At 61.3% G+C, this 24,358-nt stretch carries 20 protein-coding genes; 12 read left to right on the top strand and 8 right to left on the bottom strand.

What is annotated here, in order from left to right; genetic code table 11:
• Positions 1 to 4 precede the first annotated feature (4 nt).
• Positions 5 to 1,498 carry an aldehyde dehydrogenase gene (locus ACEN83_RS29605; protein ID WP_495579076.1) on the top strand — a complete coding sequence of 498 codons (1,494 nt, stop codon included), beginning with the start codon at positions 5 to 7 and terminating at the stop codon, positions 1,496 to 1,498.
• A gap of 192 nt (positions 1,499 to 1,690) precedes the next feature.
• Positions 1,691 to 2,833 (top strand): MFS transporter, encoded by a 1,143-nt coding sequence (locus ACEN83_RS29600; protein ID WP_495579075.1) that lies wholly within the window; start codon positions 1,691 to 1,693, stop codon positions 2,831 to 2,833.
• A gap of 63 nt (positions 2,834 to 2,896) precedes the next feature.
• Here the strand turns inward: ACEN83_RS29600 and ACEN83_RS29595 are convergent, their stop codons facing one another.
• Positions 2,897 to 4,471, bottom strand: coding sequence for a phospholipase D family protein (locus ACEN83_RS29595; RefSeq protein ID WP_495579074.1), 1,575 nt, complete (start codon positions 4,469 to 4,471; stop codon positions 2,897 to 2,899).
• Positions 4,472 to 4,531: 60 nt separating this feature from the next.
• Positions 4,532 to 5,965 (bottom strand): aminotransferase-like domain-containing protein, encoded by a 1,434-nt coding sequence (locus ACEN83_RS29590; protein ID WP_495579073.1) that lies wholly within the window; start codon positions 5,963 to 5,965, stop codon positions 4,532 to 4,534.
• A 179-nt stretch (positions 5,966 to 6,144) separates the two neighbouring features.
• On the opposite strand from ACEN83_RS29590, the gene ACEN83_RS29585 reads away from it, so the two are divergent.
• Complete coding sequence (locus ACEN83_RS29585; protein WP_116579745.1) at positions 6,145 to 6,390, top strand: DUF1127 domain-containing protein; 246 nt, start codon at positions 6,145 to 6,147, stop codon at positions 6,388 to 6,390.
• A gap of 103 nt (positions 6,391 to 6,493) precedes the next feature.
• Here ACEN83_RS29585 and ACEN83_RS29580 read toward each other — a convergent pair whose 3' ends face one another.
• Positions 6,494 to 7,774, bottom strand: coding sequence for an NAD(P)/FAD-dependent oxidoreductase (locus tag ACEN83_RS29580; RefSeq protein WP_495580921.1), 1,281 nt, complete (start codon positions 7,772 to 7,774; stop codon positions 6,494 to 6,496).
• 173 nt (positions 7,775 to 7,947) lie between these two features.
• Here ACEN83_RS29580 and ACEN83_RS29575 point away from each other — a divergent pair, with 173 nt between their 5' ends.
• Positions 7,948 to 8,301 carry a YkgJ family cysteine cluster protein gene (locus ACEN83_RS29575; protein ID WP_007975156.1) on the top strand — a complete coding sequence of 118 codons (354 nt, stop codon included), beginning with the start codon at positions 7,948 to 7,950 and terminating at the stop codon, positions 8,299 to 8,301.
• Between the two features lie 136 nt (positions 8,302 to 8,437).
• On the opposite strand, the gene ACEN83_RS29570 is transcribed toward ACEN83_RS29575, so the two are convergent.
• On the bottom strand, positions 8,438 to 8,926 hold the full coding sequence (locus tag ACEN83_RS29570; protein ID WP_007975155.1) for an Lrp/AsnC ligand binding domain-containing protein: 489 nt from the start codon (positions 8,924 to 8,926) through the stop codon (positions 8,438 to 8,440).
• Between the two features lie 157 nt (positions 8,927 to 9,083).
• On the opposite strand from ACEN83_RS29570, the gene dadA reads away from it, so the two are divergent.
• The 6 genes from dadA to ACEN83_RS29540 all read left to right on the top strand — a co-directional run bounded on the left by dadA (position 9,084) and on the right by ACEN83_RS29540 (position 15,340).
• The gene (gene dadA, locus ACEN83_RS29565) at positions 9,084 to 10,388 is read left to right on the top strand and encodes a D-amino acid dehydrogenase (protein ID WP_007975154.1); all 1,305 of its coding nucleotides are present in this window, start codon (positions 9,084 to 9,086) and stop codon (positions 10,386 to 10,388) included.
• Complete coding sequence (locus ACEN83_RS29560; RefSeq protein ID WP_495579072.1) at positions 10,360 to 10,713, top strand: RidA family protein; 354 nt, start codon at positions 10,360 to 10,362, stop codon at positions 10,711 to 10,713. Before dadA ends, ACEN83_RS29560 begins: the two co-directional genes overlap by 29 nt.
• Before the next feature lie 99 nt (positions 10,714 to 10,812).
• A complete protein-coding gene (gene alr / locus ACEN83_RS29555; protein WP_495579071.1) occupies positions 10,813 to 11,886 on the top strand; it encodes an alanine racemase in 1,074 nt (357 codons plus the stop codon).
• Positions 11,887 to 12,014: 128 nt separating this feature from the next.
• Entirely contained in the window at positions 12,015 to 12,563 is a 549-nt protein-coding gene (locus tag ACEN83_RS29550; protein WP_007975150.1) for a cupin domain-containing protein, read from the top strand.
• 182 nt (positions 12,564 to 12,745) lie between these two features.
• Positions 12,746 to 13,168, top strand: coding sequence for a c-type cytochrome (locus tag ACEN83_RS29545; RefSeq protein WP_116579742.1), 423 nt, complete (start codon positions 12,746 to 12,748; stop codon positions 13,166 to 13,168).
• Positions 13,169 to 13,405: 237 nt separating this feature from the next.
• Positions 13,406 to 15,340 carry an acetyl-CoA hydrolase/transferase C-terminal domain-containing protein gene (locus ACEN83_RS29540; protein ID WP_495579070.1) on the top strand — a complete coding sequence of 645 codons (1,935 nt, stop codon included), beginning with the start codon at positions 13,406 to 13,408 and terminating at the stop codon, positions 15,338 to 15,340.
• A gap of 117 nt (positions 15,341 to 15,457) precedes the next feature.
• Here ACEN83_RS29540 and ACEN83_RS29535 read toward each other — a convergent pair whose 3' ends face one another.
• A complete protein-coding gene (locus tag ACEN83_RS29535; RefSeq protein WP_007975145.1) occupies positions 15,458 to 16,030 on the bottom strand; it encodes a xanthine phosphoribosyltransferase in 573 nt (190 codons plus the stop codon).
• 55 nt (positions 16,031 to 16,085) lie between these two features.
• Positions 16,086 to 18,095 carry a DNA helicase Rep gene (gene rep, locus ACEN83_RS29530; protein WP_007975144.1) on the bottom strand — a complete coding sequence of 670 codons (2,010 nt, stop codon included), beginning with the start codon at positions 18,093 to 18,095 and terminating at the stop codon, positions 16,086 to 16,088.
• A 264-nt stretch (positions 18,096 to 18,359) separates the two neighbouring features.
• On the opposite strand from rep, the gene ACEN83_RS29525 reads away from it, so the two are divergent.
• A complete protein-coding gene (locus tag ACEN83_RS29525; protein ID WP_116579740.1) occupies positions 18,360 to 20,030 on the top strand; it encodes a putative bifunctional diguanylate cyclase/phosphodiesterase in 1,671 nt (556 codons plus the stop codon).
• Positions 20,031 to 20,077: 47 nt separating this feature from the next.
• Here the strand turns inward: ACEN83_RS29525 and ACEN83_RS29520 are convergent, their stop codons facing one another.
• The gene (locus ACEN83_RS29520) at positions 20,078 to 21,475 is read right to left on the bottom strand and encodes a NorM family multidrug efflux MATE transporter (RefSeq protein WP_495579069.1); all 1,398 of its coding nucleotides are present in this window, start codon (positions 21,473 to 21,475) and stop codon (positions 20,078 to 20,080) included.
• Positions 21,476 to 21,633: 158 nt separating this feature from the next.
• On the opposite strand from ACEN83_RS29520, the gene ACEN83_RS29515 reads away from it, so the two are divergent.
• On the top strand, positions 21,634 to 22,554 hold the full coding sequence (locus tag ACEN83_RS29515) for a LysR substrate-binding domain-containing protein (protein WP_015097348.1): 921 nt from the start codon (positions 21,634 to 21,636) through the stop codon (positions 22,552 to 22,554).
• Between the two features lie 169 nt (positions 22,555 to 22,723).
• On the opposite strand, the gene ACEN83_RS29510 is transcribed toward ACEN83_RS29515, so the two are convergent.
• Entirely contained in the window at positions 22,724 to 24,217 is a 1,494-nt protein-coding gene (locus ACEN83_RS29510) for a YifB family Mg chelatase-like AAA ATPase (protein ID WP_495579068.1), read from the bottom strand.
• Positions 24,218 to 24,358 lie beyond the last annotated feature (141 nt).

Raw genomic sequence — 24,358 nt, 5'->3', positions numbered from 1 at the left:
TCGCATGACCACCCTGACCCGTGCCGACTGGGAACAACGTGCCCGCGATCTGAAAATCGAAGGCCGCGCCTATATCAATGGCGAATACACCGATGCCGTTTCCGCCGAGACCTTCGAATGCATCAGCCCGGTCGATGGCCGTCTGCTGGGCAGGATTGCCAGCTGTGACGCCGCCGATGCCCAGCGCGCCGTGGAAAACGCCCGCGCCACCTTCAACTCCGGTGCCTGGTCGCGCCTGGCGCCGACCAAGCGCAAAGCCACCATGATCCGTTTCGCCGGCCTGCTCAAGCAGCACGCCGAAGAGCTGGCGCTGCTTGAAACCCTGGACATGGGCAAGCCGATCAGCGACTCCCTGTACATCGACGTCCCTGGCGCGGCGCAAGCCCTGAGCTGGAGCGGCGAAGCCATCGACAAGATCTACGACGAAGTCGCCGCCACCCCGCACGATCAGTTGGGTCTGGTGACCCGTGAGCCGGTCGGCGTGGTCGGGGCCATCGTGCCGTGGAACTTCCCGCTGATGATGGCGTGCTGGAAACTGGGTCCGGCGCTGTCCACCGGTAACTCGGTGGTCCTCAAGCCGTCGGAAAAATCGCCACTGACTGCCATCCGCATCGCTGCCCTGGCCGTCGAAGCCGGCATTCCGAAAGGCGTACTGAACGTGCTGCCAGGTTACGGCCACACCGTCGGCAAGGCTCTGGCCCTGCACAACGACGTCGACACCCTGGTGTTCACCGGTTCTACCAAAATCGCCAAGCAACTGCTGATCTACTCCGGCGAGTCGAACATGAAACGCGTCTGGCTTGAAGCCGGCGGCAAGAGCCCGAACATTGTCTTCGCCGATGCGCCGAACCTGCAGGAAGCTGCCGAAGCCGCTGCTGGCGCCATCGCCTTCAACCAGGGCGAAGTCTGCACCGCCGGTTCGCGTCTGCTGGTGGAGCGTTCGATCAAGGATAAATTCCTGCCGCTGGTGATCGAGGCGCTGAAAACCTGGAAGCCGGGTAACCCGCTGGATCCAGAGACCAATGTTGGCGCGCTGGTCGATACCCAGCAGATGAACACCGTGTTGTCCTACATCGAGTCCGGCCATGCCGACGGCGCCAAGCTGGTGGCCGGTGGCAAACGTACCCTCCAGGAAACTGGCGGCACTTACGTTGAGCCGACGATTTTCGACGGCGTGAGCAATGCGATGAAAATCGCTCAGGAAGAAATCTTCGGCCCGGTACTGTCGGTCATCGCATTCGACAGCGCCGAAGAGGCCATCGCGATCGCCAACGACACGCCGTACGGCCTGGCTGCTGCGGTCTGGACTGCCGACATTTCCAAGGCTCACCTCACCGCCCGTGCACTGCGTGCCGGTAGCGTGTGGGTCAACCAGTACGATGGCGGCGACATGACCGCTCCGTTCGGTGGCTTCAAGCAGTCCGGCAACGGTCGCGACAAGTCCCTGCACGCGTTCGACAAGTACACCGAGCTGAAGGCAACCTGGATCAAGCTGTAAGCTCGTGAGGGAGGCCTGCCGGATAGCAGGCCTCCCGAACGACGCAGATCCCTTGTGGGAGCGGGCTTGCTCGCGAAGGCGGTGTATCAGCCAACCTTGATGTTGGATGTGATGGCCTCTTCGCGAGCAAGCCCGCTCCCACATTTGTTTTGTGTGTCCTGAAGAAAAAATCAATCCACAGGAGCGTGGAACATGCGTTGGGCGACTTATTTCGCCGTATTGGCATCTGTCCTGAGTGTCGGCCTGGCCCTGGGCGTCAGCATGCCGCTGGTGTCGTTTCGCCTGGAGAGCTGGGGCTACGGCTCGTTTGCCATTGGTGTGATGGCCGCGATGCCGGCCATCGGCGTCCTGTTGGGGGCGAAAATCTCCAGCCATCTGGCGGCGCGATTCGGCACGGCCAATCTGATGCGCCTGTGCCTGTGGGCCGGGGCGGTTTCGATCGGATTGCTGGCGCTGTTGCCGAGTTATCCGGTCTGGTTGGTGCTGCGGTTGATGATCGGGGTGATCCTGACCCTCGTCTTCATCATCGGTGAAAGCTGGATCAATCAATTGGTGGTCGAGGAGTGGCGCGGGCGGCTGGTGGCGCTGTATGGCAGCAGCTATGCGCTGAGTCAGCTGGCAGGCCCGGTGTTGCTGGGCTTTATCGGTACCGAACACGATTATGGCTTTTGGGTGGGTGTTGGTTTGCTGATGGCGGCTCCGTTCCTGTTGCTGGGCCGCAGTGGTGCACCGAGCAGCGAAGCCAGCAGCGTGACCTTGCGTGATTTGCTCGCTTTCTGTCGTGGCCTGCCGGCGATTGCCTGGGCGGTGTCGCTGTTCGCCGCGTTCGAGGCGATGATTCTGACCCTGTTGCCGGTTTATTGCCTGCGCCAGGGCTTCACCACGGAGATTGCCCTGGCGATGGTCAGTACGGTGGTGGTCGGCGATGCGGTGCTGCAATTGCCGATTGGTGCGCTGGCTGATCGCTTGTCGCGCCGGGCGTTGTTTACCGGCTGCGCCGTCGTCTTGCTGGTGTCGAGCCTGGCGATTCCGATGCTGATCGATACGCTGCTGATCTGGCCGCTGTGGGTCTTGTTTGGCGCCAGTGCCGGGGGTTTGTTCACCTTGTCACTGATCCTGATCGGCGAGCGTTATCGCGACGATGCGCTGGTGCGGGCCAACGCGCACATCGCCCAGCTGTGGGGCATCGGTTGCCTGGTCGGGCCGCTGCTGGCGGGCGCCGGCAGCCAGTGGATCAGCGGGCATGCGTTGCCGTTGCTGATGGCGGTCGGGGCCTTGGGCGTGTTGATCGTGGTGTCGCGGCAGGGGGCGTTTGGTGTAGTGCAACCGGCATAGCTCAAAAGATCAAAAGATCGCAGCCTTCGGCAGCTCCTACAGGGTTGCGACCTTTTGAGGGGGCTATAACATCCGCTCCAGCCCAACCGTGTTGCTCAGCCACGCATTGAAACGACGCCACCAGCTCCCTGGCTCCTTGGTCAGGGTGTGCACTTTTCCGTCGTCTTCCGTGCTCCAGACAATCTGACCGTTTTCCAGCTCCACTTGATAGCTCAAGGCTGGCGCCATGCCCTGCAGTGCCAGTTCGCGGACCCGTGCAGCCAATTCCGGACTGTCCACCAGCACGCCGACTTCGGTGTTCCACAGCACTGAGCGCGGATCGAAATTGAACGAGCCGATAAAGGATTTTTGCTGGTCGAAGATCATCGCCTTGCTGTGCAGGCTGGAATCAGAGCCGCGATAAGAGCTGCCGGAAAACAGGTGCGGCCCGCTACCGCTGCCGCCTCCCTCGCCGGGTTGACGACGCAATTCGTACAGCTTCACGCCGTGTTCCAGCAATGCCCTGCGATAGGGCGCATAACCACCGTGAACCGCGGGAACGTCCGTGGCTTCCAGTGAATTGGTCAGCAAACTTACCGAAACGCCGGCATCGGCGCGCCCGGTCAGGTACACCAGCCCCGGTTGGCCAGGCACGAAGTAAGCCGAAATCATGATCAGCTCTTTGCGGACGCCGTCGAGTTCAGGTGCCAATTGCGTGGTCAGCAGCAACTGCGGATCGGGCTCGCCCTTGGCCAGTACCTTGCTCGGCGCATCCCACAATGCCTGGTTCCAGGCCCAGATCAGTTCGCGGCGCCAGATGTCCAGGCGCGGATGGGTGGTGAAGGTCATCAAGTGTTTGTAGAGCGCATGATTCTGTTTGCGCGTTTCCGCCAGGGACTCTTCCAGTCGGGTGCGGGTGTTTTCCAGGTCTCGGGGGGTGGGTTTGCTCGACAGGAATTCGTCGATCGGCTTGCTCAGGGCGCTGTTCCAGTATTGGTCGAAACTGTGCCCGAGTTGCTCGGCAACCGGACCGACACCGAGCAGGTCGATGTCAGTGAAATTCATGTTGGGCTCGGCATCGTAATACTCATCCCCCAGGTTTCGCCCGCCGACGATGGCCATGCTGTTGTCCGCCAGCCACAACTTGTTATGCATGCGTCGGTGCTGTTGCGACAGGTTGAGCAGTCGGCCTACGGTACGTGTCACCCCCGTACTGCGGCCCAGGTTCAGCGGATTGAACACGCGGATCTGAATCTGCGGGTGCGCGGCGAGGGTGGCAATGACGCGGTCCAGGCCGTCGCTGGTCGTGTCATCAAGCAGTACCCGCACCCGCACGCCCCGGTCGGCGGCCTTGAGCAATTCCTCGATCAACATGCGCGTGCTGATGCCGTCGTGCACGATGTAATACTGCAAGTCGAGGCTGCTTTGGGCGTTGCGGATCAGTTCGGCACGGGCGGTGAAGGCCTCGGTGCTGTCCGATAGCAGGCGAAAGCCCGACTGGCCCTTGTAAGGCGCGGCCTGCGCCTGGACCGAGCGGCCGAAGGCGGAGTCTGAAGCCGGCAGCGCCTGGCTCGGTACACGCTGTACATCGAGGCTGGCGCAACCGCCCAGGAACGCGGCGAGGAGCACAAGAGCAAGCAGGGGCTGTCTGACTCTCACGTAGGGTCGTTCCGTTTGGCGGCATAGTCAGGCATATGGACGCTGAATCCAGAATAAAAGTCAGTCGCTGAGCTGATCGGTTTCCGCCAGCAGTTTGATCGCTGTCGCACCGACCTTGCGCACCGCCTCTTCGATCTGCGGTGTTGGCTTGGCAGCGTAGTTCATGCGCAGGCAATTGCGGTATTTGCCGGAGGCGGAAAAAATACTGCCCACGGCAATCTGTACGCCCTGGTCGTGCAAGGCGCGATTCAGTTTCAGGGTGTCGAAGCCTTCCGGCAGTTCGACCCACAGCATGAAGCTGCCTTGTGGGCGACTGGCGCGGGTGCCGGCCGGGAAGTAGCGGGTTACCCAGTCGATCATCATGTCGCGATTGCGCTGGTATTGCGTGCGCATCCGCCGCAAATGCGGTTCGAAGTGGCCGCCCTTGAGAAATTCGGCGATGGCGATCTGCGGTTGTGGCGCGGTAGAGCCGGTGCTGATGTATTTCATATGCAGCACCCGCTCCAGATAGCGGCCGGGCGCGACCCAGCCGATGCGCAGACCCGGCGCCAGGGTCTTGGAAAACGAACTGCACATCAGGACGCGACCGTCCTCGTCGAAGGACTTGATCGTGCGCGGGCGCGGATAGGTGTAAGCCAGTTCGCCATACACATCGTCCTCGATGATCGCCACGTCAAACCGCTGCGCAAGCGTCAACAACGCGCGTTTGCGCGACTCGGGCATGATGTAGCCCAGCGGGTTGTTGCAGTTGGGGGTCAGCTGTATGACCTTGATCGGCCACTGTTCCAGGGCCAGTTCCAGCGCTTCGAGGCTGATGCCGGTCAGTGGATCGGTGGGGATTTCCAGTGCCTTCATGCCCAGGCCCTTGAGGGTCTGCATCGCACCGTGAAAGCTCGGCGAGTCCACCGCCACAATGTCTCCCGGTTCGCAGATCGCCCGAATGCTGGTGGACAGGGCTTCGTGGCAACCAGTGGTCACTACCAGGTCGCTGGCGCCCAATTGGCAGCCGGAATCGAGCATCAGGCGGGCGATCTGTTCGCGCAGTTCGAGGTTGCCGTGGATGTTGTCGTAATACAGACCGGGCATGTCCTGCCGCCGGCTGATCCGTGCCAGGTCGCGCAACAGTGGCTTCATGGTTGGACTGGTGATGTCCGGCATGCCGCGGCCCAGTTGCACCACGTCTTTGCGCGGCACGGCGCGAATCAACTCCAGCACCTGATCCCATTGGGAGATGTCCACCGGCCGTTGGGCCGGGCGGCCGACTGCCGGCAGATCCGGCAGTTCGCGGCTGGCCGGGACGAAGTACCCGGACTTGGGACGCGGCGTGGCCAGCCCGCTGTCTTCCAGCACCCGATAGGCCTGCTGCACCGTGCTCAGGCTGACGCCGTGCTCGACGCTCAGCGCCCGTACCGAGGGCAGCCGGTCACCGGGGCGATAAAAGCCCTGTTCGATACGCGTGCCGAGCAGTTCGGCCAGGTTGACGTAAAGGGTCATGGTGCAGCCTCGATAGGGGTGGTTCGGTCAACCAGTACAGATCAGACGAAAAATCGGGATTCAGTGGCGGAATCGGTAAAACTGTATGGAGTTAATACAGTTGCTTTGAATCTGTAATGCTTTTGTGCGCCCACGCATCATGGAACCTCTGGCTACCCAAGTAAACAGGAGCATCCAAGATGAACGGTTTGAGCGATGTGCGGCTGACATTACACAGTCAGGAACTGGCGACAGGGCAGAACAACGGCGCGCGGGAGGCGGGCATGCACAATGCGTCGTCCGGTCAGAGTCGTTGGGATCAGTTCTGGCGCCGGCTGCACACGCGCAAGGCGTTGCTGTCGCTGACCCCCGACCAGCTCAAGGATATCGGACTGACACGGGAGCAGGCGCGGGAGGAGGGACTAAAACCCTTCTGGAGACAGTAACCATCCCCTGTAGGAGCTGCCGCAGGCTGCGATCTTTTGATCTTGTTCTTTAAAAAGGCAAAGTCAAAAGATCGCAGCCTGCGGCAGCTCCTGCACAGTGCGATTAGACCAATTCTTTAAGCCGATGCCACAACATCCCCAGCGCCAGCAACGGCGAGCGCAAATGCTTGCCGCCGGGGAAGGTGATGTGCGGCACCCGGGCGAACAGATCGAAGCCGCCGCTGTGCTGGCCGCTGATGGCTTCGGCCAGCAGCTTGCCGGCCAGGTGCGTGGCATTCACGCCATGACCGGAATAGGCCTGGGCGTAATACACATTCGGCTGATCCTTGAGCCGCCCGATCTGCGGCAGGCGGTTGGCGCCGATGCCGATCATGCCGCCCCATTGGTACTCGATCTTCACTGCGCTCAACTGCGGGAAAACTTCGAGCATTTTCGGACGCATGTACGCGGCGATGTCTTTCGGGTCGCGGCCGGAGTAATGGCAGGCGCCGCCAAACAGCAGGCGCCGGTCCGCCGAAAGCCGGTAGTAGTCCAGCGCCACCCGTTGGTCACAGACCGCCATGTTCTGCGGCAGCAGGGCGTGGGCCTGCTCCTCGCTCAGTGGTTCGGTGGCGATGATGTAGCTTCCGGCGGGCAGGACCTTACCGCTGAGTTCCGGGTTGAGGTTGTTGAGGTAGGCGTTGCAGCCCAGCACCAGGGTCTTGGCGCGCACCGAGCCCTCGGCGGTATGGACCTTGACCTCGGGGCCATAGTCGATGCGGGTCACGGCCGACCGTTCGAACAGTCGGACCCCCAGTCGTTGCGCCGCCGCCGCTTCACCCAGGACCAGATTCAGTGGGTGCAGGTGCCCCGAGCCCATATCGATCAGGCCGCCGACGTACCGTGTGGAGCCGACCACGGTGTGCATCTCATTGGCTTGCAACAAACGGGTTTCGTAGCGATATCCGAGGCTGCGCAGTTCTTCGGCATCCTCGGCGAACCCTTCAAGGTCGCGTGGCTTGTTGGCGAGGTCGCAGTAACCCCAGGTCAGGTCGCAGGGGATCTGGAAGCGCTCGACCCGTTGCCGGACGATTTCCACGGCCTCCAGGCCCATGAGTTTAATTTGCCGCACGCCTTCGGCACCGATGACGTTGGTGAACTGATCAAGGCCGTGGCCGACGCCGCGAATCAGCTGCCCGCCATTGCGTCCACTGGCGCCCCAACCCATTCTGTGGGCCTCAAGCAACACCACGCTGAACCCGCGTTCGGCCAGCTCAAGAGCCGTGTTCAACCCCGAAAAACCGCCGCCCACTACACAGACATCGGCCAGCACTTCGCCTTTGAGCACCGGAAGTTCGGGCTGCGGCAGGCTGGTGGCAGCGTAGTAGGACGCGGTGTGGTTCAGAGCAGGCTGTTGAGCACGGGGGGCATGTGCGTGTTCCTGATTCTTGCGTTTAGAAAATTTGACGGAGCATAAGCCGGACCTTCCCGGACGGGCAACATTGGTCGGGTGGTGCTGTCTGGATCGCGGCTTTTGCGTCAGAATCGCGCTCTATTCCGCTTTGGGTCACCGCTGCAATGAGCTGCAACAGCCAGACAATCCGCACATTGCGCCAACAGATTCCCTCATTCGAGTGTGTGCCCGGCTGCCATGACTGCTGCGGGCCGGTGACCACCTCGCCGGAAGAAATGTCGCGCCTGCCGCGCAAGACGCGCGCCGAGCAGGATGCCGCGATGGAAGAGCTCAACTGTGTGCATCTGGGGCCGAATGGTTGCACGGTGTATGACGAGCGGCCGCTGATCTGCCGGTTGTTCGGTACCACCAAGACCTTGCCGTGCCCCAATGGGCGCGGGCCGGTGGAGTTGATTCATCCGCGGGTGGAGAAGCAGGTGTTCGAGTATATGGCCAGTACACGGCAGGTGTTGGTCTAGATAGATCGAGTCGCTGCCTTCGCGAGCAAGCCCGCTCCCACATTGGATCTTCAGTGAACACAAAGTTTATGTTCGACACGGATTAACTGTGGGAGCGGGCTTGCTCGCGAAAGCGGCTGAACAGACACCGCCAATCTCAATCGGGAATCGGCAACGTCAGGCTCTCTTTCACCTCTTCCATCACGATGTAACTCTTGGACTCGCGCACATGGGGCAGCTTGAGCAGGATGTCGCCCAGCAACTTGCGGTACGAGGCCATCTCGGAAATCCGCGCCTTCACCAGGTAGTCGAAATCCCCTGACACCAGATGACATTCCAGTACATGGGGCAATTTCAGCACCGCACGTCGGAACTCTTCGAACGTATCGCCGGATTTGTAATCCAGGCTGATCTCGACGAACACCAGCAGACTCCCCTTCAGGTGTTGCGGATTCAGCCTGGCGTTGTAGCCCATGATGATCCCCTCGCGCTCCAGACGCCGGACCCGCTCAGTACAGGGCGTGGTCGAGAGCCCGACCTTTTCCCCAAGCTCGGTAAAGGAAATCCGCCCGTCCGCTTGCAGGATCCGCAGGATGTTGCGGTCGATCTTGTCCAGCTCACGTTTGGTCTGAGTGTTGGTACGCATAGGGGATGCGCCTCCGTGAAAAGGGTTTTTGCCGAGAATTGTCGCCAAATATAGGCGCTTATATAGTGAAATGCACTGGCAAATCTTTTTTACACTGCGCGCATCTAAAGCTCTGAACAACAAACGTCAGCGGTTAGCCGCGATGAGGGATATGAAAATGCGCGTCATGGTCTTGGGCAGCGGCGTCATCGGTACCACCAGTGCTTATTATCTGGCCCGTGCCGGGTTTGAAGTGGTGGTCGTCGACCGGCAGCCGGCTGCTGCCATGGAGACCAGTTTCGCCAACGCCGGGCAGGTCTCGCCGGGTTATGCCTCGCCGTGGGCCGCACCGGGTGTGCCACTCAAGGCCATCAAGTGGCTGTTGCAGCGCCACGCGCCCCTGGCAATCAAGGCCACTGCCGACATCGACCAGTACCTGTGGATGGCACAGATGCTGCGCAACTGCACCGCCAGCCGTTATGCGGTGAACAAGGAGCGCATGGTCCGTCTGTCCGAGTACAGCCGTGACTGCCTCGATGAACTGCGTGCCGAAACCGGCATCGCCTACGAAGGCCGCAGCCTCGGCACCACCCAACTGTTCCGCACCCAGGCTCAACTGGACGGCGCCGCGAAAGACATCGCCGTGCTGAAAGAGTCCGGCGTGCCGTTCGAACTGCTCGACCGTGAAGGCATAGCTCGCGTCGAGCCAGCGCTGGCCAGCGTGACCGACATCCTCGCCGGTGCCCTGCGCCTGCCGAACGATCAGACTGGCGACTGCCAGATGTTCACCACCAAGCTCGCAGAAATGGCTGCGAACCTCGGTGTGCAATTCCGTTTCGGCCAGGACATTCAGCGCCTAGACTTCGCCGGTGACCGCATCAACGGCGTATGGATCGACGGCAAGCTGGAAACCGCCGACCGCTACGTGCTGGCCCTGGGCAGCTATTCGCCGCAACTGCTCAAGCCGCTGGGGATCAAGGCGCCGGTGTACCCGCTCAAGGGCTACTCCCTGACCGTGCCGATCACCAACTCGGCAATGGCCCCGACCTCGACCATTCTCGACGAGACCTACAAGGTCGCGATCACCCGTTTCGACAACCGCATCCGCGTCGGCGGCATGGCTGAAATCGCCGGTTTTGACCTGTCGCTGAACCCGCGTCGCCGGGAAACCCTGGAGATGATCGTCAACGATCTTTATCCTCAGGGCGGTGATCTGGCCCAGGCCAGCTTCTGGACCGGTCTACGTCCGACCACCCCGGACGGCACGCCGATTGTTGGTGCCACGCCGTTCAAGAACCTGTTCCTGAACACCGGTCACGGCACGCTCGGCTGGACCATGGCTTGCGGCTCCGGCCGTTTGCTGGCCGACCTGATGGCGAAGAAAAAGCCGCAGATCAGCGCCGAAGGCCTCGATATTTCCCGTTACGGCAACAAAACCCAGGAGTCTGCAAAGCATGTCAGTCCAGCGCCAGCTCACCAATGAGCGCATGAGTCAGATCGTCACCCATAACGGCACGGTTTACCTGGCCGGACAGGTAGGCGACGACATGAACGCCGGGATTGAACAGCAGACCCGTGAAGCCCTCGCCAACATCGAGCGTTTGCTCGATCTGGCCGGCACCGACAAGCACAACCTGCTGTCGGTGACGATTTACCTGAAAGACATCGATGCGCATTTCGAAGGCATGAACGCGGTGTGGGACAACTGGCTGCCAAAAGGCGTCGCCCCGGCCCGTGCCACCGTTGAAGCGAAATTGTGCGAACCGGAAATCCTGGTCGAGCTGTCGGTTGTAGCCGCTCTGCCATAAGCCTGTCAGAAAAGATCCCTCTCCCGGCGCTGTTGGTGGTTCACGCTGTCAGCCAGCGCCGGTTTTTCTTCCCGATAACCCGACCAGAAGTCTGCCGCCATGCGTCCTGCCCGTGCCCTGATCGATCTTCAAGCCCTGCGCAACAACTACCGAATCGCCCGTGAGCTCACGGGGGCCAAAGCCCTCGCGGTGATCAAGGCCGATGCCTATGGCCATGGCGCGGTGCGTTGCGCCCAGGCGCTGGAAACCGAGGCGGACGGGTTTGCCGTGGCCTGTATCGAAGAGGCGCTGGAACTGCGGGCGGCGGGCATTCGTGCACCGGTCCTGCTGCTGGAAGGTTTTTTCGAAGCCGATGAACTGGCGCTGATCGTCGAACATGATTTCTGGTGCGTGGTGCATTCGCTGTGGCAACTCGAAGCCATCGAAAAAGCGGCGTTGAGCAAGCCGATCACCGTGTGGCTGAAGCTCGATTCGGGCATGCACCGCGTGGGGCTGCATCCGGCGGATTATCAGGCGGCCTATCAACGGCTGCTGGCCAGCGGCAAGGTCGCGAAGGTCGTGCTGATGAGCCACTTTGCGCGTGCCGATGAACTGCACGAACAAGCCAGTGCCGATCAGGTGGCGGTATTTGAAGCAGCGCGCAAGGGCTTGACCGCCGAGGTCAGCCTGCGCAACTCGCCGGCGGTGCTCGGTTGGCCGCAGATTCCGAGCGATTGGGTACGTCCCGGCATCATGCTCTATGGCGCCACGCCGTTCGAAGAGGCCAATGAAGTTGCCTCACGCCTGCAACCCGTGATGACCCTTGAGTCGAAAGTCATCAGTGTCCGCGAACTGCCGGCTGGCGAGCCAGTCGGTTACGGCGCCAGATTCATCACGCCCAAACCGATGCGCATTGGTGTGGTGGCCTTGGGTTACGCCGACGGCTACCCGCGCCTGGCACCGACCGGCACCCCCGTGCTGGTTGCCGGGCAGCGCAGCCAGTTGATCGGCCGGGTGTCGATGGACATGCTCTGCATCGACCTGACCGACGTGCCGCAGGCCGGTCTCGGTTCGACCGTCGAGTTGTGGGGCAAAAACATCCTTGCCAGCGATGTAGCCATGGCAGCCGGGACGATTCCTTACCAGATTTTCTGCAACCTGCGCCGAGTGCCACTGCTCTATTCCGGGGCTTAGTGCGCAAGGCTCCAGACCGGAAGTCGCCTCGCTGAGCAGGATTCAGGTCAAGGTGTTGTAAATACTGAACGCTGTCGCCATGATAACGTCCACTATTCCAATAATCTTGAATCCTGGAGGCGCAAGCTTTGGACGTCGGTGAACGACTGCAATCCATCCGTAGGCTCAAAGGCCTTTCCCAGCGTGAGCTCGCCAAACGGGCGGGCGTCACCAACAGCACCATTTCGATGATCGAAAAGAACAGCGTGAGCCCTTCGATCAGTTCGTTGCGCAAGGTGTTGGGCGGGATTCCCATGTCCATGGTCGAGTTCTTTTCCGAAGAAATCCTGCAGGAAAAGCCGACCCAGATCGTCTACAAGGCCAACGAGCTGATCGATATTTCCGATGGCGCCGTGACCATGAAACTGGTCGGCCGGGCGCACCCGAGCCGGGCTATCGCATTCCTCAATGAAATCTATCCGCCAGGCGCCGACACCGGTGACGAGATGCTCACCCATGAGGGTGAGGAAACCGGCATCCTGGTCGAAGGAAAACTGGAACTGGTGGTCGGTCTCGAAACTTTTGTACTCGAAGCCGGTGATAGCTACTACTTTGAAAGTACCAAGCCACACCGTTTCCGGAATCCGTTCGATGCGCCTGCGCGACTAATCAGCGCAGCCACGCCGGCGAATTTCTAAGAAAAGAGGCGTCCTGCCAGCATCGCAGAGGCGCCCGGGCCGTTTTTCCGCCGCAGCCTAAGACCCTTGCGACTTTGGGGTTGTTTCAGTGCGACGGGCTTACCGCTATACTTGCGCCCGCCTGCGAACCGTGGCCGTAGGCGTGACTAGCCACCATTGAGGGTGAACGCGTGAACCTAATTATGAAAATGCTGGCTGCACCAGCAACCGTATTGGCCCTATGGGCTGTCAGTGTCAGCGCTCAGGCTGCGACCAACGACGATATCGCCAAACGCCTTGAGCCAGTCGGCCAGGTTTGTGTTCAGGGTAAAGAGTGCAAGGGCATGGAAGTGGCCGCTGCCTCCGGCGGCGGTGGCGGTGCAAAAACCCCGGATGAAGTAATTGCAAAACATTGCAACGCTTGCCACGGTACAGGCCTGATGGGCTCGCCGAAAATTGGTGATGCCGCCGCCTGGAAAGAACGTGCCGATCACCAGGGCGGCCTCGACGGCATCCTGGCCAAGGCCATTACCGGTATCAATTCGATGCCGCCTAAAGGCACCTGCGCCGACTGCTCCGATGCCGAACTCAAAGGCGCCATCCAGAAGATGTCCGGCCTGAAATAAGCCTTCATCTTGCTGCCGAAAAGCCGCTTTCGAGCGGCTTTTTTGTGCCTGTCGGTTCCCTGTAGGAGCTGCCGCAGGCTGCGATCTTTTTTATGATCAACATCTAAAGATCGCAGCCTGCGGCAGCTCCTACAGAGGTATTTGTGTCGGGCGGTTGGCCGGTACAGGCTGTTCATTGCAGCAAAGACCCGGCAATCTCGGTCCAAACCCAAGTCATGGAACGTGAGGGAGGATCCGATGGTTCAGCTGTGCTCTATCGAACAGGCAGTCGATGACGTCCTGGCAAGGTTGCCGACGCATATCCACATGGGCCTGCCTCTGGGGTTGGGCAAACCCAATCACTTCGTCAATGCGCTGTATCGACGAATCGCACAGTTGCCTGAGCGGCGGCTGACGATCTACACCGCGTTGTGCCTGGGCCGCCCGCCCTTGGGCGACGGATTGCAAAAGCGCTTCCTCGAACCCTTTGTCGAGCGGGTGTTCGGCGATTATCCGGAGCTGGATTTCCTCGCCGACCTGCGTCGCGATCAACTCCCGGGCAACATCCACATCCAGCAATTTTTCATGCAGCCCGGCAGCCTGCTCAATAGTGCCACGGCGCAGCAGGATTACGTCAGCAGCAACTACAGCCATGCGGCGCGGGACATCAACGCCGCCGGGTTGAACCTGGTGGCGCAACTGGTGGCCAGCCATGCCGAGCATCCCGACCGCTTGAGCCTGAGCTGCAACCCCGACATCACCCTCGACCTGTTGCCGATGATCGCCAAGCGTCGCGCCGCCGGAGCAACCATCCTGATGGTCGGCCAGGTGCACAACGATCTGCCTTACATGCCCGGCGATGCGGAACTCGGCATCGACACCTTCGACCTGCTGATCGATGAGAAAGACCACACCACACTGTTTTCCACGCCGAACATGCCGGTGGGGTGCCAGGACCATTTCATCGGCTTGCATGCCAGCACCCTGGTGCGTGACGGTGGCACCTTGCAGATCGGCATCGGTTCCATGGGCGATGCGCTGACGGCGGCGCTGCTGACGCGGCAAGCGGATAACGATGCTTACAAGGCGTTGCTGGCCGACGTAAACCTCAGCTACTGGGCGCAACTGATCGAACGCGAGGGCGGTATCGAACCGTTCGCCAAAGGCCTGTATGGCTGTAGCGAAATGTTCGTCAACGGCTTGTTGGTACTGGCCGATGCCGGAATCGTGCGGCGCAAGGTTTATCCGGACGTGGCGACCCAGCAGCAGGCGAATGCCGGCACCCTCGACGAGCCTGCGCAAACCGATGGCATCTCGGTGCACGGCGGTTTTTTCCTCGGTCCGCGCAGCTACTACGAACGCTTGCGTGAATTGCCACAAAACAAGCGGCACGAATTCAACATGACCCGCATCAGCTACATCAACGAGCTCTACGGCCAGGAAGAACTCAAGCGCTTGCAGCGCCTGGATGCGCGGTTCATCAACACTGCGTTCACCGTGACCTTGCTCGGTGCCGCGGTGGCGGATCAGCTCGAAGACGGACGTGTGCTCAGCGGCGTAGGCGGGCAGTACAACTTCGTGGTTCAGGGGCATGCGCTGCAGGGTGCGCGCTCGGTGCTGCTGCTGCGCAGCTGGCGTGAGTCCGGCGGCGACGTCAGCTCGAACATCGTCTGGGAGTATGGCCACTGCACGATTCCCCGGCATTTGCGGGACATGGTGGTGACCGAATATGGCATCGCCGATCTTCGTGGCAAAACCGATGCGGCGGTGATCGAAGCCTTGCTCAATATCAGCGACTCGCGTTTTCAGTCGGGGTTGATTGAACAGGCGCAGAAGGTCGGCAAATTGCCCAAGGACTTCTGTCTCGATCCACGCTTTGCCGATAACACTCCGCAGCGTTTGCAGGAGATCCAGGCGCGGCATTCGCGGCTTTTTCCGGAGTATCCGCTGGGCTGTGATTTCACCGAGGTCGAGCGAGATGTGTTGCGGGCGCTGAACTGGCTCAAGAGCAAGTTCAAGCTGAGCGAGGTGCTGGAGCTGGGCAAGGCAGCGCTGGATGCGCCGGAGGCAGCAGCGTTCCCGGAGCATCTGGAACGCATGCAGCTGGCCAACCCGGAGGGGCTGAAGGAGGAGTTGTATCAGCGGTTGCTGCTCACCGGCCTCAAGGCCACCGCGCAATTACAGCCAACATAAATCAAATGTGGGAGCGGGCTTGCTCGCGAAGGCGGTGTGTCAGTCGACTGATTTTTGACTGACACACCGCCTTCGCGAGCAAGCCCGCTCCCACAGAGGGAATTGCGGTGTGGCGGCTTACTCGATAAAGGTCACGACACCATCGGCCAGCGACTTCACGCGAGCCAACGACTCCACGCGATAACCCTGCGAATCCAGCTCCGCACGGCCGCCCTGGAACGACTTCTCGATCACGATGCCCAGGCCCGCCACGGTCGCGCCGGCCTGCTTGATGATCGAAATCAGCGCCTGGGACGCCTTACCGTTGGCCAAAAAGTCATCGATGATCAGCACGCGGTCGCTGCTGGTCAGGTGGCGCGGGGAGATGGCCACGGTGCTTTCGGTCTGCTTGGTGAACGAGTAAACGGTCGCCGACAGCAGGTTTTCGGTGAGGGTCAGGGACTGGTGCTTGCGGGCGAAGATCACCGGCACGCCGAGGTTCAGGCCGGTCATGATCGCCGGGGCGATGCCCGAGGCTTCGATGGTGACGATCTTGGTGATGCCCGAGTCCTTGAACAGCGTGGCGAATTCGTCGCCGATCAGCTTCATCAGGGCCGGGTCGATCTGGTGGTTCAGAAAGGCGTCGACCTTCAGGACCTGGTCGGAAAGCACAATGCCTTGTTCGCGAATTTTCTGGTGCAGGGCTTCCATGAAGCTGTCCTCTTTTGGCGCCTGTGCGCCGAAGGTCATATAAAAGTGGTCAATTCTAGCGCTTTAACATCGCGCGTATATCCGCCAATGCGTTGTTGCCCCGCACGGCTTTGACTTCGGTCGGTGTGTCGTCGTTGCCTTCCCAGGCCAGATCGTCCGGTGGCAACTCATCGAGGAAGCGGCTCGGCGCGCAATCGATGATCTCGCCGTACTGCTTGCGCTTGGCCGCGAAGGTGAAGGCCAGGGTCTGGCGCGCGCGGGTGATGCCCACGTAGGCCAGGCGACGCTCTTCTTCGATGGTGTCGGCTTCGATGCTGGAACGGTGCGGGAGGATTTCCTCCTCCATGCCCATGATGAACACGTAGGGGAATTCCAGGCCCTTGGACGCATGCAAGGTCATCATCTGCACGCCTTCGGCACCGTCTTCCTCTTCCTGCTGACGCTCGAGCATGTCACGCAGGACGAGTTTGCCGATGGCGTCCTCGACGGTCATTTCGCCTTCTTCGTCTTTTTCCAGGGTGTTCTTCAGCGCCTCGATCAGGAACCACACGTTACCCATGCGGTAGTCGGCGGCCTTGTCGCTGGAGCTGTTGGTGCGCAGCCAGTTCTCGTAGTCGATGTCCATGACCATGCTGCGCAGGGCGGAGATCGGGTCTTCGCCGGCGCACTGCTCGCGAACCCTGTCCATGAAGCGCTTGAAGCGCGACAGGCGATCGGTGAAGCGGCTGTCCAGATGCTCGCCCAGGCCGATTTCGTCGGTGGCGGCGTACATCGAGATCTTGCGCTCGGTGGCGTAGTTGCCGAGCTTCTCCAGCGTGGTCGAGCCGATCTCGCGGCGCGGCACGTTGATCACCCGCAGGAAGGCGTTGTCGTCATCCGGGTTCACGATCAGGCGGAAGTAGGCCATCAGGTCTTTCACTTCCTGACGGCCGAAAAAGCTGTTGCCGCCGGACAGGCGATACGGCACCTGGTGGTGCTGCAATTTCAGCTCGATCAGCTTGGCCTGGTAGTTGCCGCGATAGAGGATCGCGAAATCGCTGTACGGGCGGTCGGTGCGCAAGTGCAGGCTGAGGATTTCCATGGCCACACGCTCGGCCTCGGCGTCCTCGTTGCGGCAGCGGATCACGCGGATCTCGTCGCCGTGGCCCATTTCACTCCACAGCTGCTTTTCGAATTCGTGGGGGTTGTTCGAGATCAGCACGTTGGCGCAGCGCAGGATGCGGCTGGTGGAGCGGTAGTTCTGCTCCAGCATCACCACTTTCAAGGACGGGTAGTCTTCCTTGAGCAGCATCAGGTTTTCCGGTCGTGCGCCGCGCCAGGCGTAGATCGACTGGTCATCGTCGCCCACCACGGTGAACTGGTTGCGCTTGCCGATGAGCATTTTCACCAGCAAATACTGGCTGGCGTTGGTGTCCTGGTATTCGTCCACCAGCAGGTAACGCACCTTGTTCTGCCACTTTTCCAGGATGTCGGCGTGTTCTTCGAACAGCTTCACCGGCAGCAGGATCAGGTCGTCGAAGTCCACTGCGTTGAACGCCTTGAGCGTGCGCTGGTAGTGGGTGTAGACGATGGCGGCGGTCTGCTCCTTGGGATTGCGCGCGTTTTCCAGGGCCTGGGCCGGCAGGATCAGGTCGTTTTTCCAGGCGCCGATCATGTTCTTGATCTCGTCGACACCGTCGTCGCCCGAGTATTCCTTCTGCATGATGTCGGTCATCAGGGCTTTGACGTCGGTCTCGTCGAAGATCGAGAAGCCCGGTTTGTAGCCCAGCCGCACGTGTTCCTTGCGGATGATGTTCAGGCCCAGGTTGTGGAAGGTGCAGACCGTCAGCCCGCGACCTTCACCGGCACGCAGCAGGGTGCCGACCCGTTCCTTCATCTCGCGGGCGGCCTTGTTGGTAAAGGTCATGGCGACGATGTACTGGGCGCGGATGCCGCAGTTCTGGATCAGGTGCGCGATTTTGCGCGTGATCACACTGGTCTTGCCGGAGCCTGCACCGGCGAGCACCAAAAGAGGGCCGCCGACGTAGCTCACGGCTTCTTGCTGCCGGGGATTGAGTCGGGACATAGGTAAATTCAGGAGTCAGTCACGAAATGGGCCGGCATTTTAACAGGCTCAGCGAATTGTGCTGCTCTGTCCGACTTGTGACGTACCGCGCTATCTGTAATTGCCGGTTTTGTTACTTTCACGCAGGATGCGCAACGAATTTGCGGCTAATGTTCGTAATTCCGGATACAAAGGGCTCGTTTTGATAACTGATGTCATTGTCATTGGTCATCGGGACGGCATAATGCCCGTCGCCTACATCTTTGCAGAGTCTAGGGAGCTAGCTTGTCTACGCCTGTCGAACCCTTGCGTTTGCTGCTACTGGCCGAAGAGCCAGCGTGGGCAGCGTTGTTGCGCGAGTGTCTGGCTCCGATGGGGAGCTCGGCCGTGCTCATCAGCGCGCCGAGTTGGGAGTCGGTCAGCAGCCTGTTCGATGACAACCGCAGCGCGGTGTTATTGACCATCCCGCAACTTCAACCGGCGCCGGGCCGTTGCAGCCTGCCGACGGTGTTGCTGCTCGACCATGAGCCGCTGACCCCGCCCGACGGTGTAAGTGACTGGCTGGTGCGCGATCATCTCGATCCGGGCATGTTGCGCCGTTGCCTGCGCCATGTGCGCGAACGTGGCGTGCTGGAAAACACCCTGCAACGCCTGGCCGAGCAAGATCCGCTCACCGGCATCGCCAATCGCCAGGGCTTTCAGACCCTGTTGACGGCGCGGCTGGCGGAAAACGACGGTCGCGGCCTGGCCCTCGGTCATCTCGACCTCGACAACTTTCGTTATGCCAATGACGCCCTCGGCCATCAGGCCGGTGACCGCCTGATCCTGCAAGTGGTGGCGCGGCTCAAGAGCCAGCTTGAAGCCGGCGATCAACTGGCACGCCTGGGCAGCGATGAATTCGCGCTGTTGATCGACACCCGTCGCGCTCCCCAGCGTGCCGAGTGGATGGCCGAGCGCATCAGCGAAGCACTGGCCGAGCCCTATTGGATCGACGGCGAAAGCTTGTTGATCGGCTCCAGCCTGGGCATTGCCCACGCCCGGGCCCAGGCCGGCGCGGACCCGCTGATGTGGCACGCGCACATCGCCATGCAGCAGGCCAAAAGCACGCAAGGTTGCACCTTTCACATTTTCAACGAGCGCATCAATCGCAATGCCCGCAGCATCGCCGACCTCGAAACCGAACTGCGCCGGGCACTGCGCCGCGATGAGCTGGAATTGCACTACCAGCCACGCCTGAACCTTGAAGACGGACAGATCGTCGGCCTCGAAGCGTTGGTGCGCTGGCGCCATGCCGAGCGCGGCTTGCTGCCACCGAGCGAATTCGTGCCGCTGGCCGAGCAAAGCGGCCTGATCGTGCCGCTGGGCTACTGGGTGATTTCCCGGGCCCTGCGCGACATGCAGGCGCTGCTTGAGCTGGGTTTGCCGCCGTTGCACATGGCGATCAACCTGTCGTTCCGGCAGTTCCAGGACAGTCAGTTGCTCTCGACCCTGAGTCGCCTGATTGCCGAGCGCGGTGTCGAGGCGCAGTGGCTGGAGTTCGAACTGACCGAAACGGCGGTCATGCGCCGCAGCGACCTGGTCAAGCAGACCATGGACGCCCTCGGGCGCCTCGGTGTGCGCTTCTCTCTCGACGACTTTGGCACCGGGTTCTCGTCGTTCGTGCACCTCAACAGCCTGCCGATCACTTTGCTGAAGATCGACAAGAGCTTTGTCGGTGGTATGGAGCAGCGCGAGGAAAACCGCAAACTGGTTCACGCGATGATCAACCTGGCGCACAACCTCAACCTTGAGGTGGTCGCCGAAGGTGTGGAAACACCGGAGCAACTGGATCTGCTGCGTGGGTTCGAGTGCGATCAGGTGCAGGGGTATTTGATCAGCAAGCCATTGCCGCTGGCCGAGTTGGTGGAATATCTGATGTTTGGCTCTGACCAACAGAGCATCGTCGAGGCCATTTAAAAGATCGCAGCCCTGTAGGAGCTGCCGAAGGCTGCGATCTTTTGACCCTAATCCGATTGAATCACCTGAAAACTGCCTTGTACCGAAGGCTCGCGCTTGATCATCCGCTTCATCTTCCACTCAAACCCCAGCGTCAGGCTCACCGCCGCACACGCCAGGCCCAGCGCCAGGCCCCACCAGACACCCGTTGGCCCCCAGTCCAAATGGAACGCCATCCACCACGCCGCCGGAGCGCCAATCAGCCAATAGCAGCCCAGGCCCACCAGGAACGTGGTCTTGGCATCCTTGAGCCCGCGGATGCAGCCCATGGCAATGGTTTGCGTGCCGTCGAACAGCTCGAACCATGCCGCCACCGCCAGCAGGCTTACGGCGAGGTTGATGACATCGCGGAACGCCGGGTCGTTATGATCGAGGAACAGACCGACCAACTGATTCGGCAACAGCCAGAAGACCATGGCGAAACCCAGCATCGCCGCCGCCCCGAACGCAATGCCGACCCGCCCGGCCAGCCGCGCATCCAGCAGGTGCCCGGCGCCGTAGTGCTGACCGATGCGCATGGTGATCGCGTAGGAAATCCCCGCCGGCACCATGAACGCCACCGAGACGATTTGCAGGGCGATCTGGTGGGCACCCAGTTGCGTGCTGCCCATGGTGCCCATGCACAGCGCGGCGAAGGCAAACAGCCCGACTTCCACTGCGTAGGTGCCGCCAATCGGCAGGCCCAGACGCCACAACTCCTTCAGGTACTGGCGGTTCAGGCGTGACAGGCCCTGACGCAGCGGATAGGCCTCATAAGCCGGATGCCGACGAATGTGCCACGCCAGCGCCAGGGCCATCAGGTTGGCGACAATCGCCGTGACCAGCCCGATGCCCATCAGCCCCAGCTTCGGCAGGCCGAACATGCCGGTAATCAGCGCATAGTTGAGCAGGAAGTTGGCCACGGTCCCGCCCAGGCTGATGACCATCACCGGTGTCGCACGGCCAATGGCGCTGGTGAACCCGCGCAGGGCCATGAAGCTCAGGTAGCCGGGCAGGGCGAACGGCAGGAAGATCAAGAACTGCCCGGCCATCTGGACATTGCTTTCGGTCTGGCCGAACAGCAGCAACACCGGTTTGAGGTTCCACAGCAGCAAACCGGCGACCAGCGCCATCAGCCATGCCAGCCACAACCCGGCCTGGGTCAGCCGGGTCGCCCCGAGAATGTCACCGGCTCCCTGACGGATCGCCACCAGAGTGCCGACGGCAGCAATCACGCCGATGCAGAAGATCGACACGAACGAATAGGTCGCCGCGCCGAGCCCGCCACCGGCCAGCGCCTCGGGGCTCAGGCGCGCCATCATCAGGGTGTCGGTGAGGACCATCAGCATGTGCGCCAACTGCGAGGCAATCAGCGGCCCCGCCAGCCGCAGGATGGCCCAGAGTTCAGTACGTGCTGGATGCTGCATGGTCATCACGCTCGATTCTGGAAGTGGACAGGAAAGCGTCGATTCTCGGCGCTCTGCGGCGTTTGCACAAAGGGATAAAAAGGATGGGTAGCATGATTCAAACTCATGCAGGATAGTTTCTGCTAGGGTATCCAAAAACCGCTGTAGGAGCTTTCCTGATGTCGCGTCGTCTTCCTCCCTTATATGCCTTGCGCGCATTTGAAGCGGCGGCGCGACACACGTCGTTTACCCGGGCCGCGGAAGAACTGTCGATTACCCAAAGTGCGGTCAGCCGACATATTCGTACGCTCGAAGAGCATTTTGCCTGCCGCCTGTTTCACCGCAGTGGTCGCAACCTGCAACTGACCGAGTCGGCCCGCTTGCTGTTGCCGGGTATTCGCGAGGGTTTCACCGCCCTGGAGCGCGCCTGCAATACCTTGCGCGCCGAAGACGACATCCTGCGCATGAAAGCCCCGTCGACCCTGACCATGCGCTGGTTGCTGGCGCGCCTCAGTCGCTTCCGCCATCTGCAACCGGGCAACGAAGTGCAGCTGACCAGTGCGTGGATGGACGTCGATTCCGTGGATTTCAACGACGAGCCGTTCGACTGTGCGGTGCTGTTAAGCAACGGACATTTCCCTCCGGACTGGGAAGCGAGTTACCTGTTCCCCGAGGAGTTGATCCCGGTCGGCGCGCCCAACCTGCGGGGCGACCAGCCCTGGGATGTCGAGCGCCTGAGCAACACCGAGTTGCTGCACCCGACGCCGGACCGCCGCGACTGGCGCAACTGGCTGGAGCGCATGGGCCTGGCCGAACAGGTATCGCTCAAGGGTGGGCAGGTGTTCGACACCCTGGAACTGGGCATGATCGCCGCTGCGCGAGGCTATGGCGTGTCCATGGGCGATCTGCTGATGGTCGCGGAGGACGTGGCCCAGGGACGCTTGAGCCTGCCGTGGCCGACAGCGGTGGCCAGCGGCTTGTGTTACTACCTCGTGTGGCCGAAAACCCGTCCCGGCGGAGAACGCATGCGCCGGCTCAGCGACTTTCTGCAAAACGAAGTCCGGTCCATGGAGTTGCCGGATGTCGTGCACTTGAGCTGAAATGGTGAAGCCGCAGGAGAGGCTGGCGGCGGTTTTGCGCTCTGGGGTTGACCGCTTTCGTTGAGGTGCGGCTGAATTAGTCTTCGCGAGCAAGCCCGCTCCCACAGGAAACGACGCCGAACCTGTGGGAGCGGGCTTGCCCGCGAATGGAGCGACTCGGTTTCGATACTTACTGCGTGGCCAGCCGATACTGCAACGCCTCCGCCAGATGCTCACGACTGATCTCATCAACCTGTTCCAGATCCGCCAGCGTCCGAGCCACCTTGAGCAATCGGTGCGCCGAGCGCAGCGACAGCGTCAGCCGCTCACAGGCGGACTCCAGCCAACTCTCATCGGCTGTGGATAACTCGCAGTGCCGGCGCAGCCCCGGCAGATCGAGAAACGCATTGGCACAACCCTGGCGCTTCTGCTGGCGCTCACGAGCCTCGGCGACAAGCACCGCAGCACTGGCGCTGTTCTCGCCTGGCTTCACTTTGGGATTCAACGCCGTGGCTTCCCGGGCGACAGTCAGATGCAGGTCGATGCGATCGAGCAGCGGCCCCGACAGCTTGTTGCGATAACGCTGCACCATGTCCGGCGTGCAGGAGCAGCGCCCGCTTGGCTCGCCAAGATATCCACAGGGACACGGATTCATTGCCGCCACCAATTGAAAGCGTGCCGGAAAGCGCACGCGATCTTTCGCCCGCGAGATGACGATATGCCCGGATTCCATTGGCTCCCTCAAGACTTCCAATACTCTGCGCTCAAACTCGGGAAGCTCATCAAGAAACAGGACGCCGTGGTGGGCGAGGGTAATTTCACCCGGTTGCGGTTTCGAGCCACCACCCACTAAAGCGGGGCCGGAGGCGGAGTGATGGGGCTGGCGAAAGGGGCGCTGTGGCCAGTGACGCAAGGGCGCACAACTGGTGACCGATTGAATCGCCGCGACTTCCAGCGCCTCGCTTTCGGTCAGCGGCGGGAGCAGCCCAGGCAAGCGACTCGCCAGCAAGGTTTTTCCGGTCCCCGGGGGGCCACTGAGTAGCAGGTTGTGAGCGCCTGCCGCCGCAATCAGCAGTGCACGTTTGGCCGCCAGCTGCCCTTGCACTTCATTCAGGTCGGGATAAGGTTTGCTGGCGCAGAGCAGCCCATCGGAAGCATAAGGCTCGATCGGTGTATGCCCATTGAAGTGCGCGACGGCCTCCAGCAAATGGTCAACAGCAATCACTTTCAGTCCCGATGCCAGGCACGCTTCCTCAGCGTTCGCCCGTGGCACCATCAGCCAGCGCCCGGCCTTGCGCGCCGCCAACGCCGCCGGCAACACCCCTCGAACTGCCCGTACCGCACCGGACAGGGCCAACTCTCCCAAACATTCCACGTCATCCAGTGTCAGCGTCGGCACCTGCACGCTGGCCGAAAGAATCCCCAGGGCAATCGCCAGATCGAAGCGCCCGCCATCCTTGGGCAAATCCGCCGGCGCCAGATTCAGCGTGATCCGCCGCGCCGGAAATTGCAGCCCTGAATTGATGATCGCACTGCGCACCCGGTCCTTGCTTTCCTTCACCGCCGCCTCGGGCAGGCCGACCATGGTCAGGGATGGCAGGCCGTTGGCCAGATGAACTTCTACGGTGACGGCGGGTGCCTCCACGCCGACCTGGGCGCGGCTGTGGACGATGGAGAGGGACATGGGCGTTCCTTGAGCTGACGTTGGACCGCTTCCTGCGGTTGTGTGAAGGGTAGTCGGGCAGCGAAGTATTGGCGGTGCAGAGTGAGTAAGGAATGTTCGCAGGATGTTGCGAGAGTGCGACGGGCAAAGTATTTGCCTCTA

This window comes from Pseudomonas sp. Pseusp49, from assembly GCF_059491875.1.
Note: the sequence above shows the minus strand (reverse complement) of the source record. Positions and strands in the feature narration are given on the sequence as shown.

Coding starts and splice junctions, on each gene's coding strand:
- ACEN83_RS29605 (WP_495579076.1), top strand. CDS start 5: ATGACCACCCTGACCCGTGCCGACTGGGAACAACGTGCCCGCGATCTG.
- ACEN83_RS29600 (WP_495579075.1), top strand. CDS start 1,691: ATGCGTTGGGCGACTTATTTCGCCGTATTGGCATCTGTCCTGAGTGTC.
- ACEN83_RS29590 (WP_495579073.1), bottom strand. CDS start 5,965: ATGACCCTTTACGTCAACCTGGCCGAACTGCTCGGCACGCGTATCGAA.
- ACEN83_RS29585 (WP_116579745.1), top strand. CDS start 6,145: ATGAACGGTTTGAGCGATGTGCGGCTGACATTACACAGTCAGGAACTG.
- ACEN83_RS29575 (WP_007975156.1), top strand. CDS start 7,948: ATGAGCTGCAACAGCCAGACAATCCGCACATTGCGCCAACAGATTCCC.
- ACEN83_RS29570 (WP_007975155.1), bottom strand. CDS start 8,926: ATGCGTACCAACACTCAGACCAAACGTGAGCTGGACAAGATCGACCGC.
- dadA (WP_007975154.1), top strand. CDS start 9,084: ATGCGCGTCATGGTCTTGGGCAGCGGCGTCATCGGTACCACCAGTGCT.
- ACEN83_RS29560 (WP_495579072.1), top strand. CDS start 10,360: ATGTCAGTCCAGCGCCAGCTCACCAATGAGCGCATGAGTCAGATCGTC.
- alr (WP_495579071.1), top strand. CDS start 10,813: ATGCGTCCTGCCCGTGCCCTGATCGATCTTCAAGCCCTGCGCAACAAC.
- ACEN83_RS29545 (WP_116579742.1), top strand. CDS start 12,746: ATGAAAATGCTGGCTGCACCAGCAACCGTATTGGCCCTATGGGCTGTC.
- ACEN83_RS29540 (WP_495579070.1), top strand. CDS start 13,406: ATGGTTCAGCTGTGCTCTATCGAACAGGCAGTCGATGACGTCCTGGCA.
- ACEN83_RS29535 (WP_007975145.1), bottom strand. CDS start 16,030: ATGGAAGCCCTGCACCAGAAAATTCGCGAACAAGGCATTGTGCTTTCC.
- rep (WP_007975144.1), bottom strand. CDS start 18,095: ATGTCCCGACTCAATCCCCGGCAGCAAGAAGCCGTGAGCTACGTCGGC.
- ACEN83_RS29520 (WP_495579069.1), bottom strand. CDS start 21,475: ATGCAGCATCCAGCACGTACTGAACTCTGGGCCATCCTGCGGCTGGCG.
- ACEN83_RS29515 (WP_015097348.1), top strand. CDS start 21,634: ATGTCGCGTCGTCTTCCTCCCTTATATGCCTTGCGCGCATTTGAAGCG.
- ACEN83_RS29510 (WP_495579068.1), bottom strand. CDS start 24,217: ATGTCCCTCTCCATCGTCCACAGCCGCGCCCAGGTCGGCGTGGAGGCA.